The organism is Clostridium saccharobutylicum DSM 13864, from assembly GCF_000473995.1.
In the GTDB taxonomy this organism is placed as follows: Bacteria; Bacillota; Clostridia; order Clostridiales; family Clostridiaceae; genus Clostridium; species Clostridium saccharobutylicum.
The window spans coordinates 2,456,646-2,472,039 of record NC_022571.1 but is presented as its reverse complement, the minus strand read 5'-3'; the positions used below and the strand labels follow the sequence as shown (position 1 = coordinate 2,472,039).

Here is a 15,394-nt window from a genome sequence, read left to right as displayed (position 1 = left end):
AATTAATGTTTTTTCCTTTTTGTTCTAAAATTATTCTGAAGTTCAGATGATTTATCTAAATAATTAGTGTGAAGTAAAGCATTTGCTTTTCCTCCGTCAGCTTCACCCATGTAATTCTTATACATATTCTGAAGATTTTCATTTTCATCTGAAATTCTTATTTTTGATTCTTTATCAATATTTTTTAAGACATCTGTTCTTAATTTTATATAATTTTCTTCTAAAGGTTTATTTGTCGCTTTATCATAATACTGCATTTTTATTGCCTCAGATCTGCAAATATTGCTACATAATTTACATCCAACGCATTTGTCTTTTTGAGCTTCTGCACGTCCTTGTGCATTATATTGTATAGCTCCAACAGGACAATTTTCTATACACGTTCCACATGCTATACATAACTTTTCATTAATTTTAGATTTCATTTCTATTCTTGGAGTTCCCCCTCCATTTATACATCCGCCTGGGCATGCCATAACTTCAACAAATAAATACTCCTTCCATTTTCTACCACTTAAAAATTTTTCAATTTCTTTTAGTCCATTTACAATTGCAACTTTGTAATTTTGTCCTCCCAAACTAATAATTGATTCCTTTATATCCTCATATCCATCTATTTTATTAAATTTAATATTATTAACTTCTGCCACATCACCTTTTAAGTAATTTGCTACTGTTCTAAGAGTTGCTTGCATAACGCCTCCGCTTGCCCCAAAAATAACTGCTGCTCCAGTATATTCTCCCATAAATGGATCTGAACTTTCATCGGGTATTGCAGTTATATTTATTCCTTTTTCTTTTAAAAGCTGTGCATATTCTCTTATAGTCAAAACTATATCAATATCTTTATATCCATTTCTGCCCATCTCATCTCTTTGTGCTTCGTATTTTTTAGCAGTACATGGTTTTACAGATACTGTAACTATATTAGTAGGTAAAACATTATATGTATCTGCAAAATATGTTTTTATACTTGCTCCCATCATTTGCTGGGGAGACTTTGAAGTTGAAACATTCTTTAATATTTCTGGATGAAAAAGTTCAACATAGCGTACCCATGCAGGACAACAAGAAGTAAACATGGGTAAATTTTCTTTACTAACAATTCTTTTTATAAGTTCAGTCCCCTCTTCTATAACTGTCATATCTGCACCAAAATCAGTATCAAATACATTTTGAAATCCCATTTTTTTAGCAGATGGTGCAATCTTTCCTCCTACATTTGTACCTATTGGAAGACTAAATTCTTCTCCAAGTGTTGCTTTTACTGCTGGAGCTGCTGTTAATATTAAATATTTACCACTATTTAATGCTTCTTTTACTAAAGATACATCATTTCTAACATTAATTGCTGTTGTTGGACAAGCAAGTGTACATTGTCCACAATATATACATCCACTAGCTCCAAAAGTAACTTGCTTCGGATCTACTGTCCTCCTTCCATTATCAACTGCTTTTAATACAGATATCTTAGTTTCCTTTGCACATGTAAATGCACAAGCTGTACATCCAATACATTTCTTTTTATTCATTTGTATAATATTATCTTCTTGAACTCTATGTTTTTTTGATTTACTCATAGACATCTCCATATTTTAAATAGATTATATATTTAAGTCTATGATTTTTAAATGATAGTTTATTCTAAATACAAAAAGTTATATCAGTGCAATTTATTTTGCACTGGTATAACTTTTAATGAATTTTTCAACTCTTTATGGCTTTTTTAAACACTATTGATTCACGATCTAAAGCTTCAGGAGGATTTCCAAGTCCTGTAGATGGCTTTTCCAATACTCCAACAAGTTCCCAGCCATCTGCTCCATATTTATTTAATTTTTCTTCCATTGTTAGATCTTTATCTGAATTTAAAAAATGTTCAACTGAAAATACTTTATATTGCCATATCATAATAATTAATCACTCCTTAATTTTTATAGGTATGTTAATATTATTGACAAAAAACATTTAAAATAAATCAATCTACATTAATTTCATTATTCTCAATTCGCTTTGCTAAATCTTTTATTTTACCTTCTATTTTTTTAGCTGTTACTATAAATTCTTCATCACTTTTTCCTGTCGGATCATCTAATCCCCAATCTTCTATATGCTTAGCTGACAAATAAGGACATGCAACATTGCATCCCATTTTTATAACAATATCCATATTGGGTATTTCTGATAAAAGCTTAGATTTTTGTGTTTCATTCATATCAATACTATACAATTTTTTTATAATTCTTACCGCATCTTCATTTATTTTAGGCTTAGTTTCTGTTCCTGCAGAATAACTTTCAAATACTGAATCTCCATAAAGTTTTCCAAGTGCTTCCGCCATTTGTGATCTACATGAATTATGAACACATATAAATGCTACTTTTGTTTTCATTTTTCGAATCTCTCCTTGAAACAAGTTTATTGAATTAAGTTAATTAAATTATTTCTTCTTACGTCTTCACATCTAAATTCTATTACTGTAAAATTTCATTTACTTTGTTTATCATCAAACTAATCCCTTATTTACAATTACATTTAGTCTTATCTTTACAAATGCAATTATCTGTTTCTGTTACAAGATTCATTAAATATAAAGTTAACTTGTTACAATTATTCATATTTAATTCATAGTAATTCCAAAGTCCTTCTTTTCTTACCTCTACAAGTCCACAATCACTTAATACTTTCATATGATGTGAAAGCGTTGGTTGAGTAAATTCAAAATACTCTAAAATATTACATGCACACTTCTCACCACAAGATAATATGTCCAATATCTTTAACCTACTTGGGTCAGATAGTGCTTTAAAAATTTTTGCATTATCTTCATAACTCATTTTCATTAACACCTCTCCATATAGATATATATATCTATAAAATATAGAATACTATTTATATAACGTCAATACTTTTTCTATTTTAACTTAGTTTATATATTTTATAAATATATAATAGTCTATATATTTATTTTATGTAGCAATGAAATCATTGTTACAAAATTGTATTCTTAGGATTTTTAACAGATATACAAAGCAAAGCAACTGCCCTAATCCCACTTAGTGATAACATATTTTTCACATTTGGTACTGTTGAATCCATTTATTTCACTTAGTTCTAAAACTGGATATTTTTATATTTTTCTCATATTAGACATTATTGTAATAATAGATATCTTTCCAATCCAAAACATTAATGATGGTAATATAAGCAAATCATCCTTTCTGCAAACAAGATTTAATAATATTACAGCTGTACTACCTAATACTATTAATTAATAACCATCTTCAATAAATTTAACTAATAAATCACATCAAAACTAATAGACAGTATATTGACTATATTAGAATAATATGCCATCGTAATTTTAGACAATATATTGTCTATTTAAAAAGGAGGTATCTTATGAATAATTACAAAGCATTATTTCTAATGCAACAAATATACGCAACACTATTTTCTCTCACTAATAAAATTCAGATTAAAGGTGATGAATATTGCGAACCTTTAACCAGCAGACAGCTTATGGCAATGGTTTCTATCATGCATTTACCTGAAAATGAAACAACTTTAAACAATATTGCAAAAAAACTAGGTACAACAAAACAAAGTATAAAGCAATTGATTACTAATCTAGAAAACAAAGGATATGTCATTACTTTACCAAGTCAATATGATAAGCGTGCAGTTAATGTGAAAATTACTGAAGCTGGAACAGATGCCATGAAAATATGTGCTGAAAAATCAATTGGGTTCTTTGGTAAGCTTTCTAAAGATTTTTCTATTGAAGAAATGGAAATATTATGGACACTATTAAAGAAATTATATAGATTTGATGGCGAAGAACAGGATGGTTTTGAAGAAGAAGCTGAATTTGACATGGGTGAAGATGCAGATGAGATACAAGAAAGAGCATTAAACGAATTTGAAAGAATGAGAAATTATAAAAAATAAAAAATTTAATTCAATAAACAAAGGTGGTGCAACAATATTATGAAGAATAACATATCTAATAACTTTGAATATCTTAATGACTTCTTATCTGGAAAGATGCAAGAATCCAAAATTCCTGGAATGACTGTAGGTATAATCAGAAATGATGAAATAATATACTATGGTGAATTTGGTCTGCGTGATATTAATAAAAATTCAAATGTTACAAAAGACACTTTATTTGCTATAGGTTCTGCCAGTAAAGCTTTTACTTCACTATCAATAGGCATATTGGTAGATGAAGGTAAACTTGATCTCGATACTCCTATAAAAAAGTACATGCCAAACTTTGAAATGCACAATAAATATGCTGAAGAACACCTTACATTAAGAGACATGCTTTGCCATCGTTCTTGACTACCTAGACATGATGCATTATGGTATAACTCTTCTTTAAGCAGAAAAGAACTAGTAGATAGAATTAAATACTTGGAATTTAGTAAAGATTTCAGAGAAACATGGCAGTACAATAATTTAATGTATGCTACTGCTGGCTATATTATTGAGCTGGTTACAGGAATGACTTGGGAAGAATTTGTAAAATCAAGAATTCTTGAACCTCCTGGTATGAACAGCACAAATTTCTCAGTGGATGTTTCAAAAAAATCTACAAATTACAGCCAGCCATACGTACAAAAAGGAGATGAAATTACCAAAATAAACTTTAGAAAAATAGATTCTATGGGGCCTGCTGGTTGTATAAATTCAAATTTAACTGATATGTTAAAATGGCTTAGCCTTCATTTAAATAAAGGTAAAGTAAATGGAAATCAGATTATATCAGAGAAAACTATAAATGAGTTGCATTCGCCTCAAATCCCTTGTCAACTATTTCCTCTAAATCTTGATGAATTACAATTTTCATCTTATGGATTAGGCTGGTTTATTGAATCCTATAGAGGACGAAAACATGTTAATCATGGTGGAAATATAGATGGGTTTTGTTCCTATACAAGCTTTCTTCCAGATGAAAATATTGGTATAGTTATTCTTACTAATTTAAGTAATGCTTTTTGCACTATGCCTATAGCTTACTATATATATGACAAGCTTTTAGGCTATGATTATACTGCTTTTAATAAAAAACTTCAAAATGAAGTTGAAAATATGTTGAAAACAATGGAATCTGCTAATGAAGCAGAAAGAAACTCTAAAAAGGAATCTCTGACTCCTTCCCACTCCCTTGAAGAATATGTAGGCATATATGAAAATCCAGGATATGGATCTGTAAAAATCCAAATAAAAGATAATAGCTTGAAATTAACTTATAATAATATAGAATACACACTTGATCATAAATGCTATGATATTTTTACCATGAGCGTTATGGATTATTATGTAATATCAGTTAAATTCAATTATGATAATGATGGAAATATTAAAAGCGTTTCAATACCTTTTGAACCCAATATAAAAGAAATTTTATTTAAAAAAGAGAAATAAAAAACACTATAAAATAAAAGTAATATTCTATTTGTAGTAAATTTTATAGGATATATATTTTTTACAAAAGGAAAACTGTATTATAAACTTGTGTACCATCTATTGCAATCTATAATACAGTTTAAATTTATGAAATTTTGCTTCAAATATAATCTTTGGACATGATGTTTAAATTCATTCTTTCATATTGAAGATTTTTTAGCTTTTTAACCAAGTCAAATGCAAAAATGATTGTTAATATTGTAGTTAACAAATCTGCAATAGCTTGAGAATATATAACTCCATTAAATCCAATTAAACTAGGTAAAATAAGTATTACAGGTATAAACATAATTCCTTGTCTACAAATACTAAGAATGCCTCCTTCTCTGCCTTTACCAAGTGATAAGAAAAATGTTGCAAATACCATTTGAATTCCAAAAGTTAAAAATGCAATTCCATTAACTTTTAATGCTAGATTACCTGTATTTTTCACTAAATAATCGTTGCTGAATATAGACATTATTTGATTTGAACATATAATCATTAATGTTGTTGCAATAAAGCAAAATACTGTTGCCTGAATTAGAGATACCTTCATTATTTCATTCAAGCGTTTATAGTTTTTTGCACCATAGTTATAACCTACAATTGGTTGCAAGCCTTTTGAATAACCAAAAACAATATGGGTAGCTATTGCAAATACACGTGTTACAATTCCCATGGCAGCCACCTGCTCACTTCCATACATACTAGCTTTTATATTAATTAACCCTACTGAAGTACTTGAAAGTAAGGTAAATAGTATAGTTGGAACTCCAACCTTAAGTGTTTCTATACAAATTTCTTTTTGAAAACTTATATTATGAATGGATATTCTTAAATAACTCTTGGAAACTGCATACCAAACATAAAAACTTGATGTTATTCCTTGCGCAATTACAGTCGCTATTGCTGCTCCCTTTATCCCTAAATTTAACTCAAATATAAATATTGGTGCAAGTATTGTATTGGCAATTGCTCCAATTATCATTGCTGTCATGGATATTTTTCCTTCACCTTGTGCTGCCATAATATTATTCATAGTTATATTAAGAATTGACAATACGCTAAAAGAAATATAAATTGAACCATACTCTTTTGCAAAGGGAAGAATAGTTTCTGTTGCACCTATTGCTAATAATATTTTATCTAAAAATGCAATTGTAAAAATAGTAATAACTATTCCTGCTATTATGCTGCTACATACAGCTGTAGATGCAGTAATGTTTGCCTTATAGTCATCTTTCTTTCCTAAAAGGCGTGAAATATATGATCCTGCACCTGCTCCAATTCCAATACCAATTCCGCTAATTGCCATGATAAGAGGAAATATAACAGATATAGCTCCTACTTGATTTATTCCAAGTGTACTAGTAAAATATGCATCTATCACATTATATGAACAATTTATAAGCATCCCTATAATAATTGGTATACCAAGTGTTAATAATGCTTTAGATACTTTTCCTTTCTTCATAATTCTTATGTTTTTGCTATTTGATTGCATGAAAATACCTCCTGATTGATATTCTATCTTAAATTAATTTTAAGATTATAATTTAAACAGAACTTAAATAAAATAGTATTTTCTACAAATAATCAATATATTACTTTTTACCTGATAATTTTTTTGCTTCACTTGGCGACATTTTATTATATTTTTTAAATAATCTACTAAAGTAATTAACATCATTAAAACCGCAATCTAAGGCAGCTTCAGTTACATTGAACTTACCTCCTTTTAAAAGAGAAAAAGCCTTATCAATCCTTAATTTATTTATATAATCTATTGGCGATCTGCCAGTAATTTGTTTAAAAGACCGAACAAAATAATAAGTACTCATATTAGCCATCTTAGCAAGCTCCTCTAATTTTATTTTTTCATAATAATTATTTTCAATATATTTAATTATGTCATCAAAACGAGCCAAATTATTTATTCTATCATCAAACTGTTTTTGAGTTAGAATTTCTTCAACATAATTTCTCATTAAATTAACTATTAAATCGTAAAAATATCCTTTTATAGCTAACTCATAGCCTAGCTTTCTCTCAAAGTACTCAACAATTATTTTTTCAATGCAACTATTAATATTCTTATCATCTCTAACTAAATTTTTAAATAAAATTAGGTTTTGTGCTAGGGGTATTAAGAACTTAGTTTGTAGGGTATCTACTTGATTACTAAAAAGAAATTCTAAGTCTACCCTTATAATATAATATTTAAGATTACAACATAGATTTGTGCAGTCATGTAGTTCATTGCTATTTATTATTACTAAATCTCCTGTATGCACTTTTATTTGGATGTGGCTACAATTCAAAATAGCCTCTCCAATAGTAAAATAAAAAAATTGAAGATGTTCATGCCAATGTCTCTCAAAAGTTGAACCTAATTCCTTATGGCAATTTTCAAAAATATCTACAAAAAAGTTTTCATTTGGCATTTCCTTATAATAGTAATTAGATAAATCTTTCATATATACCTCCATCAATAGCAAAATCATGCTAATATTTAGCAAGATAATTCATGATAAATATAATTAATACTGATAATATAAATATAACAATTTAAATTGAAATTAACAATATAGTGCTATATAAAAAAGGATTGATGAAAATGAAAAAAAATAACGGAATAATTTTATTTGTAATTGTATTAATGTCTTTTGTAGCCTGCTTAGATATGAGCATTGTAAATATCGCACTGCCTGTAATGGCTAAATCTCTTTCTGTCAGCATGTCTATTATTGAATTAGTAGTATTAAGCTATATAACGATTATCTGTTCAATAATAATGGTTTTTGGAAAGCTGGGTGACTTAGTTGGTAAGGTTACTATTTTTAAGATAGGCATAATAATATTTACGACCGCTTCATTTATGTGTGGAATGGTTAATAACATTATTTTCCTCATAGTCGCTAGAATGATTCAAGCTATTGGTGCTGCAGCTTTTATGGCAAATAATCAAGGGATAATAACGGAAGTATTTGATCAAAAAGAAAGAGGAAAAGCATTAGGTGTATTAGCCTCCATGGTAGCACTTGGAACAATGTTAGGACCGGCAGTAGGTGGTGTAATACTAGGTTCATTAAATTGGACTTATATATTTTGGGTAAATGTACCCATTGGTATAGCAGCATTGATATTAGGTATGAAGTTTCTACCAAAAGATAATAAAGCAAAAGGGAAACTAGATATTACAGGAGCCATCACTTTCTTTATTTTCAGCACATCATTAATATGTACTCTTATTGGAGAACAGAATTTAGGTTTGTTTAATCCATTAATTGTGGGAGGGCTAATTTTAACTTTATTTAGTTTTGCAATATTTATTAGGGTTCAAAAAGTTAAAGCAAATCCATTGCTAAACCTTGACATATTTAAAAACAAATTATTTTCAGTTAGCTTACTTTGTGCATTCATTTCTTTTGTTTGCATAAGTGCTTCAGGCATAATAGTACCATTTTACTTACAATATACTTTAAAAATTAATACCTATGAATCAGGATTAATTTTAATGATATCACCATTAGTTATTACTTTAATTTCTCCTATAAGTGGAGCAATCTCAGATAAAATTGGTGCAAATTCAATTACAGTTTTAGGTTTAATTTTTACTGGCTTAGGCTTTTTACTTATGTCTTTTTGGGACTGTAACTCAAGTGTATTTATTGTAATAACCTTTCAAATAGTCATGGCTATAGGAAATGGATTTTTCCAGCCATCTAATAATTATTTGATTATGTCTGCAGCACCAAAAAATAAACTTGGCATTGCTGGCAGTGTTAATTCGTTAGTAAGGAACTTCGGACAAGTAATAGGGGTAACCTTTGGAACTACTATTTTGTATAGTCTTATGAGTTACAAAATAGGCTACCATATTACAACATATCTATCTGAAAGAGACGATATATTCGTATTTGGAATGAAAGGGGTATATATAATATTAGCAATATTATGTTTGTTTGGTGTTTTAGTAACAATTAACAGAGCTATGAAGAAAGATAAGTATGAAACTATAAATGAATTTTAATAATTAAAATTAAATAACTATATATTTGCATTAATTTTATCATTTTATACTTAGTTGTTATTTAATATAAATTTTTAAAATAAAAACTGTGCTATAGGTTACATATTACTAGTTGCAATCTATAGCACAGTTTTAATATAAATTAATACTATTCATTATATACCATAATCAAAAACTTCTGAACTTCCTTCTATGCTTTTTACTTAAACAAATTTAAATAAAAATATAATTTTGATGAAATAATTTAGAATATATTATAATTATTATATTTTTTATAAACCTAATTACATTTCTGCTAATAGGCATACAATAAATGTAGCTCCTCTATTTATTTCACTTTCAACCCTAATACTTCCTACATGCAAATCAATTATTTTTTTAACAATAGAAAGACCTAACCCATTTCCTCCAAGTTCTCTTTTCCTTGATTTATCAGCCATATAAAAACGTTCAAAGATACGCTTTGGTTCTTGTTCCTTTATGCCAATACCACTATCTCTAATTGTTACTTGAATATTTTCAGATTCTCTTTTAACTGATACATACATTTTACTATCATTAGGTGTAAATTTAATTCCATTACTTAATAAATTAATCCAGACCTCACTCATAAGTTCTTCATCAGCATTTACATTTGTCTTTGGACACTCTATTTCAAATTCAATATTCTTCTTTGACCATTGAGGCTCCAAAGATAAAATTACATTTCTAAGCTGATTTCCTAGATCATATCTTTTAATTTGTAATTCCTTTGCTCCAGAATCTAATGCTGATAATTTTAATAAATTATTACTTAGCTTAGATAACCTTTTAGTTTCAGTATCAATAATTTCTAAATAAGCTTTCTTATCTTCTTTAGATAAATTGTCATTTTTAAGTAAAACAGCAAAGCCTTGAATTGATGTAAGCGGAGATTGTATTTCATGAGATACATTAGACACGAAATCCTGGCGCATCATCTCCATAGTGCTTAATTGTTTTGCCATATCGTTTACTTTTTGAGCTAATACATTCATCATATGATTATGACGATTATGTTTATATTTACTACTGTCTACAAAAACTTAAAAATCTCCATCAGATATTTTATCAATTGCATCAAATACAATTTTAAAATTATCTGCAAAATGTTCCCCTTTACTATAAATAATGAAAATTATACTTAAATATATTCCTATTCCTAAAAAACAGCTAATTATATTTAATATCATAGAATAAAAGTTAATTTGCAAGTTAAAAACTTTGTATACTATAAAAAATCCTACAAAAATAGATGTAATCATTCCCAATAGATTTCTGATATGATGGCCTAATCTTTTGCTATTTAGTTTTCTCACTTGTTTCCTCCAATCTATAACTCAAACCTCTTATAGTTGTTATTTTTATTCCAAATTGTTCTTGAGGAAATCTATCACGAATTCTGCCAATATGCACATCTAAAGTTCTTTCATTTCCATCAAAATCATAGCCCCAGATATCTTCAATTAATGAATCTCTAGAAAAAGTTTTACTGGGTGTACTTGCTAGGGCAAATAGCAATTCAAATTCTTTGGGAGGTAATGTAAAATTTTCTGAATTTGTTTTTACAATATAACTATTTTTATCAATAACAAGATTTCCAACAGTGATTGACATAGAATCATTTATATTAGCTCTTCTAAATAATGCTTTTACTCTGGCAATAAGCTCTATTGGTTCAAACGGTTTAGTTAAATAATCATCAGCTCCAATTACAAACCCCTTTACTTTTTGAGTTGTTTCCCCTAAAACAGTTAACATTAAAATTGGCATATTACTAAATAAACGTACCTCTCTGCAAAGTTCCCATCCATCCATGTTAGGCATCATAACATCTGTAATTAGCATGTCTACTTTTTCATTGTCTAGTTTTTCTAAAGCATCTTTACCATCAAATGATACTATCACTTCATAATTTTCATTTTCCAGTAATGACTGAATTAATTTATTTATATTTTTATCATCATCTACAACTAATATTTTACTCAAAACAAACACCTCTTAAATTTATTATACCATTCCTTTTTAAACAGAATTTAAATGAATTTCTTTAATACTATCAGAAAACCAGAGATTATGAATTTAAGTTTCAGGTTTTACTTTAAATTCTGTTAATCTAAATGAATGACTAGACAAATATAGAAAATAACTTTATTCCGTTGCTCATTCTCTGTTAGAATAGCAATTTCTAATTAATTTATTATTTGTATTCCTTCTTTAAAATGAAAAAGGAATACTAAAAACTATTTTTGTTCTAAGTATTTCTTTTGATTTTTTGTTGCACTTAAACTTATGTTTTTATATACTTTACTTTACATAATAATTATTCAGTATCTATATTATTTAAAAAATTATCCACTTTAGCGTGTAGCACTTAATAGTTGGAACATACTAAAGTGGATAATGTCATCTATTTAGAACCTTCCAGATAAATCACAATCAAATAAATTTGCATAGTCTACGTAATAAAATTATTTTTAATTTCGGTTAATGATCAAATAGAATTATTCATAGGATTTCATCCATTGTTCCCTCTCAATCTCATCTTCTATTGCTATATCTTTTTTTATTTCTTCATCTAATTCTATTTTATTAATATATTGATTATATGAATCACATGAATGTCTTACATCACAATGCCTGCATACTGCTGTTCCAAATGGAGCTCTTTGTCCTTTTTGAACTGTTTTGAGATATTTTAAAGATGGAGAATTAAATTTTCCTTCTTGTATATTATCTACGAATTCTCCAAACTTTCTTATTTGATTATCTATATCTAATTGTTCTAATGAAACTTTAACAAGTGGATTCCAATTTTTTAATTGTTTCTCGACTTCTTCTTTATCATTGTTATTCAGTGCATTTCTTAATTCTTTTGGTGGTGCTGTTGCTATTATAGCCATATCATCAATATTTGAATTCTTTAATTTTTTCCATATATGAGCGTATACATTTAGTTGTCCTTTATAATATTCTTTATTAGCTTGTACATCTTTTGCTTCATTTGTTTTTACATCACATATTGTAATTTTATCTTTTTCTTTTATAATATTAACGCTTCCTTCAATAGTATATTTTTTACCTTTAGGAGTCACTTGCTCTGGCAAAATAAGCTTAACTTCTGTTTCTTTAACCTTTTTTGCAATATTCCCTAGTCTTTCATAATATAATTTTACTTGCTGCCACGCATATTCCTTCATATTTAGCGTTATAGAACGTCCATATTCATATTTAAGTTGTTCAAAATTTTCTTCAAATAATTCTCTTAACTCATTAACATCCATTTCATTCAGCCTCATTTCCTAAACTTATATAATAATTATGAATATCTTCTAGCGTTTTATTAACAAGATTTCCAAAGAAAGATATAGTAGTTCTTGCAGGAACAAAACCATATTTTTTATAAATCATATACTTTCTTGGACATTCATTATAAAATAAGAAATCTGATGTATATGAATACACTTTAGTTGCAAAACTTTCCTTAATAACTTTTTTAGGAATTGAATCAATATCTAAATTATCTAACAATGGTATAGCTCCGCATTTCAAATCATCCTTAAAATATGGGTGTATAGCTGTTCCTTTAAAATGAGGTAATATTAAAAGATTTTCAGCTCTAGATAAAGCAACATAATAACTTCTCATTCTGTCAAACTCTAATACTTTTTCTAATGGCTCATATTCTCCTTTCAAATAAGGCCTAATTATTTCTTCAATTCTATTTTTACCATTTCTGTTTTTGCATGGAGGAATGGCTCCTAAAATAACTACTGGGAATTCAAGTCCTTTAGATTGGTGGATAGTTAAAAATGATATTCTACCTTTAGGTATTGGTTCATCTTTTATTTCATAATTTCCTTCTTCTCTTCTAAATATTGCTCCTAAATAAGAAGTAAAAAACGTTCTCATAAATCTATCTTCATATAAGTTTTTTCCTGTTATTAATGATATTTTGTTCTCTATAAAAAATTGAATATAAGTAGTTACATTTGATAAATTGTACATTGGCCCTTCATCACACATATTCTCTGCTTCATCAAAAATACATTTTAAATACTCAAATTTACACAACTTATAAAATAAATCTAGTAGATTCCAGTTTACCGAATTTATTCTTGTTACTAACCATCTATAATTAATTTTTTTATCTTCCTTTATCTTTTTCTCTATAATTATACGAACAGATTTTTTCTGAATTTTATATTTGCCTAAATTAGATAATAAACTCATAGTTCCTCTTTTAAACTTATCAAATTTATATATATCATCAATATTATCATCAATATTTATATTGTTTTCAGACATATATTCTTTAATAACACCATAATCATTTTTTAATTTGGTTAATTGTTCTTTTATCTTTTCTATAAAATTTTTTAAATCAAAATCATCTTCTATAAGTTCTATACCAAATTGATAACATTTTTCCATCCAATCATTAAACTTTTTATTCCTTCCATAATTATAGCGTTCATCAATATATGGAATCCCAAATACATTTAAATATAAACCAAATACAGCCATAGGTTCTTCATTTTCTAAAAACTTTCCTGCACGAGGTGCATATACCTTTAAATCAAATCTTTCAAAAGCTTCTTTTAATCTTTGAACATTTTGATTTCCCTTTAAGTAAGTAAATAAAACAGCGATCTCACTAGGATCAGATATTATTTTTTTATCAATCATTTCTTTAATTTTTTTTGCAATTTCATTATATACATTAACAGCTTTATCACATATTGTAGTAACCACTGATATTCCATCATCTTTACTAAATGCTTTTATATTCTTATCTACATTTCTGTAATACATGCCTTTTTGAGATTGACTTTCCCAAATCTCCTTTTCCATAAAATTCTTATAAAAATCAACAATTCTCTTTCTAGATCTATAATTTATGTTAAGTTTTATTTTTTGTGGTTTTATACCTAAAATACTCTCGCACTTTTTATCAAATTGAACAAAGTTTTCAACAGTTGCCCCTCTGAATCTATATAACGATTGATCATCATCACCTACAACACAAATGTTCTTATACTTGCCAGATAATTTAAAGAAAATTTTTTCTTGAATATTGTTTGTATCCTGATATTCATCAATAATTACATGTTTAAATATTTCCCCACTATTTTCACTTTTTAAAAGAACCTTATATCCATATTGCTGTAATAATGAAAGATCTATTTTTTTTCTTCCTGAATTTAAACTTTCCAAATAAAACTTATATAAATTACCTAACATTATCATTACATCATTATCTGCATTATAAATTACTTCATCTGCAGATAAGCTTTCTTCCGAAAACCTATTAAATACTGAAATAAGACAAGAAACTATTTCATGTTTGCTTGAAGATTTTAAACACATATATTCTTTAAGACATTCATTATAATCCTCTGGAAGATTCAATTCTTTTTTAGCTTTATTCAAACTATCATATATATGAAAATATTGATCTAATTCTTGCAATATTACAGGCAGCTTTTTTTTAAAATTATTTTTAAATCTATTATCTAAAATAAACTTTTGACATAATGAATGAACTGTCCCCACATACATATCTGAAATATCATAATGTATTTTATTTTCTTGAGTAGCTAATCCAAGTAACCACATTAATCCTTCTTTTAGCTGCATAGCTGCTTTTTCTGTAAATGTACTTAAAAATATCTCTTCTATTTTTACATTATGAAAAACAATTAAATTAACAACTCTCCATAAAAGCACTCTTGTCTTTCCTGAACCTGGTCCTGCAACTAAATATAATGGCTGATTAACATCTACAATTGCTTTGTATTGTGCATCATTTGGTTTAAAATTAACTTTCTTAAACAAATCTTGTATATTAATTGTACTCACCTCGCTTAATATGAAAATATATAG

14 protein-coding genes and 1 pseudogene are annotated in these 15,394 nt (G+C 27.4%); 4 read left to right on the top strand and 11 right to left on the bottom strand.

Annotated elements, in window-relative coordinates:
- Positions 1 to 2 precede the first annotated feature (2 nt).
- The 4 genes from CLSA_RS10560 to CLSA_RS10545 form a co-directional block, all read right to left on the bottom strand.
- Positions 3 to 1,580 carry a [FeFe] hydrogenase, group A gene (locus CLSA_RS10560; protein WP_022746312.1) on the bottom strand — a complete coding sequence of 526 codons (1,578 nt, stop codon included), beginning with the start codon at positions 1,578 to 1,580 and terminating at the stop codon, positions 3 to 5.
- Between the two features lie 127 nt (positions 1,581 to 1,707).
- Positions 1,708 to 1,911: a DUF4177 domain-containing protein gene (locus CLSA_RS10555; RefSeq protein ID WP_022746311.1), complete on the bottom strand. Its 204-nt coding sequence runs from the start codon at positions 1,909 to 1,911 to the stop codon at positions 1,708 to 1,710.
- A 67-nt stretch (positions 1,912 to 1,978) separates the two neighbouring features.
- Positions 1,979 to 2,392: an arsenate reductase ArsC gene (locus tag CLSA_RS10550; RefSeq protein ID WP_022746310.1), complete on the bottom strand. Its 414-nt coding sequence runs from the start codon at positions 2,390 to 2,392 to the stop codon at positions 1,979 to 1,981.
- Positions 2,393 to 2,519: 127 nt separating this feature from the next.
- Complete coding sequence (locus CLSA_RS10545; RefSeq protein ID WP_041716233.1) at positions 2,520 to 2,843, bottom strand: ArsR/SmtB family transcription factor; 324 nt, start codon at positions 2,841 to 2,843, stop codon at positions 2,520 to 2,522.
- Positions 2,844 to 3,402: 559 nt separating this feature from the next.
- Between CLSA_RS10545 and CLSA_RS10540 the strand changes: the two genes are divergently transcribed.
- The 3 genes and pseudogenes from CLSA_RS10540 (at position 3,403) to CLSA_RS23950 (ending at position 5,433) form a co-directional block, all read left to right on the top strand.
- Positions 3,403 to 3,951: a MarR family winged helix-turn-helix transcriptional regulator gene (locus CLSA_RS10540; RefSeq protein ID WP_022746308.1), complete on the top strand. Its 549-nt coding sequence runs from the start codon at positions 3,403 to 3,405 to the stop codon at positions 3,949 to 3,951.
- Positions 3,952 to 3,990: 39 nt separating this feature from the next.
- Positions 3,991 to 4,983, top strand: a pseudogene (locus CLSA_RS23955) (serine hydrolase domain-containing protein); the annotation flags it as partial.
- A 27-nt stretch (positions 4,984 to 5,010) separates the two neighbouring features.
- On the top strand, positions 5,011 to 5,433 hold the full coding sequence (locus tag CLSA_RS23950; RefSeq protein WP_335618176.1) for a DUF3471 domain-containing protein: 423 nt from the start codon (positions 5,011 to 5,013) through the stop codon (positions 5,431 to 5,433).
- Positions 5,434 to 5,575: 142 nt separating this feature from the next.
- Here the strand turns inward: CLSA_RS23950 and CLSA_RS10530 are convergent, their stop codons facing one another.
- Positions 5,576 to 6,961, bottom strand: a complete 1,386-nt coding sequence (locus CLSA_RS10530) for an MATE family efflux transporter (protein ID WP_022746307.1) — start codon at positions 6,959 to 6,961, stop codon at positions 5,576 to 5,578.
- A gap of 100 nt (positions 6,962 to 7,061) precedes the next feature.
- Entirely contained in the window at positions 7,062 to 7,934 is an 873-nt protein-coding gene (locus CLSA_RS10525) for an AraC family transcriptional regulator (RefSeq protein ID WP_022746306.1), read from the bottom strand.
- 140 nt (positions 7,935 to 8,074) lie between these two features.
- Here CLSA_RS10525 and CLSA_RS10520 point away from each other — a divergent pair, with 140 nt between their 5' ends.
- Complete coding sequence (locus CLSA_RS10520) at positions 8,075 to 9,490, top strand: MFS transporter (protein WP_022746305.1); 1,416 nt, start codon at positions 8,075 to 8,077, stop codon at positions 9,488 to 9,490.
- A 284-nt stretch (positions 9,491 to 9,774) separates the two neighbouring features.
- Here the strand turns inward: CLSA_RS10520 and CLSA_RS22050 are convergent, their stop codons facing one another.
- From CLSA_RS22050 to CLSA_RS10500, 5 genes are all read right to left on the bottom strand, one after another.
- Positions 9,775 to 10,509, bottom strand: coding sequence for a sensor histidine kinase (locus CLSA_RS22050; RefSeq protein WP_022746304.1), 735 nt, complete (start codon positions 10,507 to 10,509; stop codon positions 9,775 to 9,777).
- 45 nt (positions 10,510 to 10,554) lie between these two features.
- A complete protein-coding gene (locus tag CLSA_RS22045) occupies positions 10,555 to 10,827 on the bottom strand; it encodes a hypothetical protein (protein WP_052334800.1) in 273 nt (90 codons plus the stop codon).
- The gene (locus CLSA_RS10510) at positions 10,811 to 11,497 is read right to left on the bottom strand and encodes a response regulator transcription factor (protein ID WP_022746302.1); all 687 of its coding nucleotides are present in this window, start codon (positions 11,495 to 11,497) and stop codon (positions 10,811 to 10,813) included. The genes CLSA_RS22045 and CLSA_RS10510 overlap by 17 nt, the downstream gene beginning before the upstream one ends.
- Positions 11,498 to 12,012: 515 nt before the next feature.
- The gene (locus CLSA_RS10505) at positions 12,013 to 12,792 is read right to left on the bottom strand and encodes a PD-(D/E)XK nuclease family protein (RefSeq protein ID WP_022746301.1); all 780 of its coding nucleotides are present in this window, start codon (positions 12,790 to 12,792) and stop codon (positions 12,013 to 12,015) included.
- Position 12,793: 1 nt separating this feature from the next.
- Entirely contained in the window at positions 12,794 to 15,370 is a 2,577-nt protein-coding gene (locus CLSA_RS10500) for a UvrD-helicase domain-containing protein (protein WP_022746300.1), read from the bottom strand.
- Between the last annotated feature and the right edge of the window lie 24 nt (positions 15,371 to 15,394).

Excerpts from the sequence above, each read along its gene's own strand:
- CLSA_RS10530 (WP_022746307.1), bottom strand. The coding sequence starts at position 6,961 with ATGCAATCAAATAGCAAAAACATAAGAATTATGAAGAAAGGAAAAGTA.
- CLSA_RS10505 (WP_022746301.1), bottom strand. The coding sequence starts at position 12,792 with ATGGATGTTAATGAGTTAAGAGAATTATTTGAAGAAAATTTTGAACAA.
- CLSA_RS10525 (WP_022746306.1), bottom strand. The coding sequence starts at position 7,934 with ATGAAAGATTTATCTAATTACTATTATAAGGAAATGCCAAATGAAAAC.
- CLSA_RS10550 (WP_022746310.1), bottom strand. The coding sequence starts at position 2,392 with ATGAAAACAAAAGTAGCATTTATATGTGTTCATAATTCATGTAGATCA.
- CLSA_RS10540 (WP_022746308.1), top strand. The coding sequence starts at position 3,403 with ATGAATAATTACAAAGCATTATTTCTAATGCAACAAATATACGCAACA.
- CLSA_RS10545 (WP_041716233.1), bottom strand. The coding sequence starts at position 2,843 with ATGAAAATGAGTTATGAAGATAATGCAAAAATTTTTAAAGCACTATCT.
- CLSA_RS10555 (WP_022746311.1), bottom strand. The coding sequence starts at position 1,911 with ATGATATGGCAATATAAAGTATTTTCAGTTGAACATTTTTTAAATTCA.
- CLSA_RS23950 (WP_335618176.1), top strand. The coding sequence starts at position 5,011 with ATGCCTATAGCTTACTATATATATGACAAGCTTTTAGGCTATGATTAT.
- CLSA_RS10560 (WP_022746312.1), bottom strand. The coding sequence starts at position 1,580 with ATGAGTAAATCAAAAAAACATAGAGTTCAAGAAGATAATATTATACAA.
- CLSA_RS22050 (WP_022746304.1), bottom strand. The coding sequence starts at position 10,509 with ATGATGAATGTATTAGCTCAAAAAGTAAACGATATGGCAAAACAATTA.
- CLSA_RS10520 (WP_022746305.1), top strand. The coding sequence starts at position 8,075 with ATGAAAAAAAATAACGGAATAATTTTATTTGTAATTGTATTAATGTCT.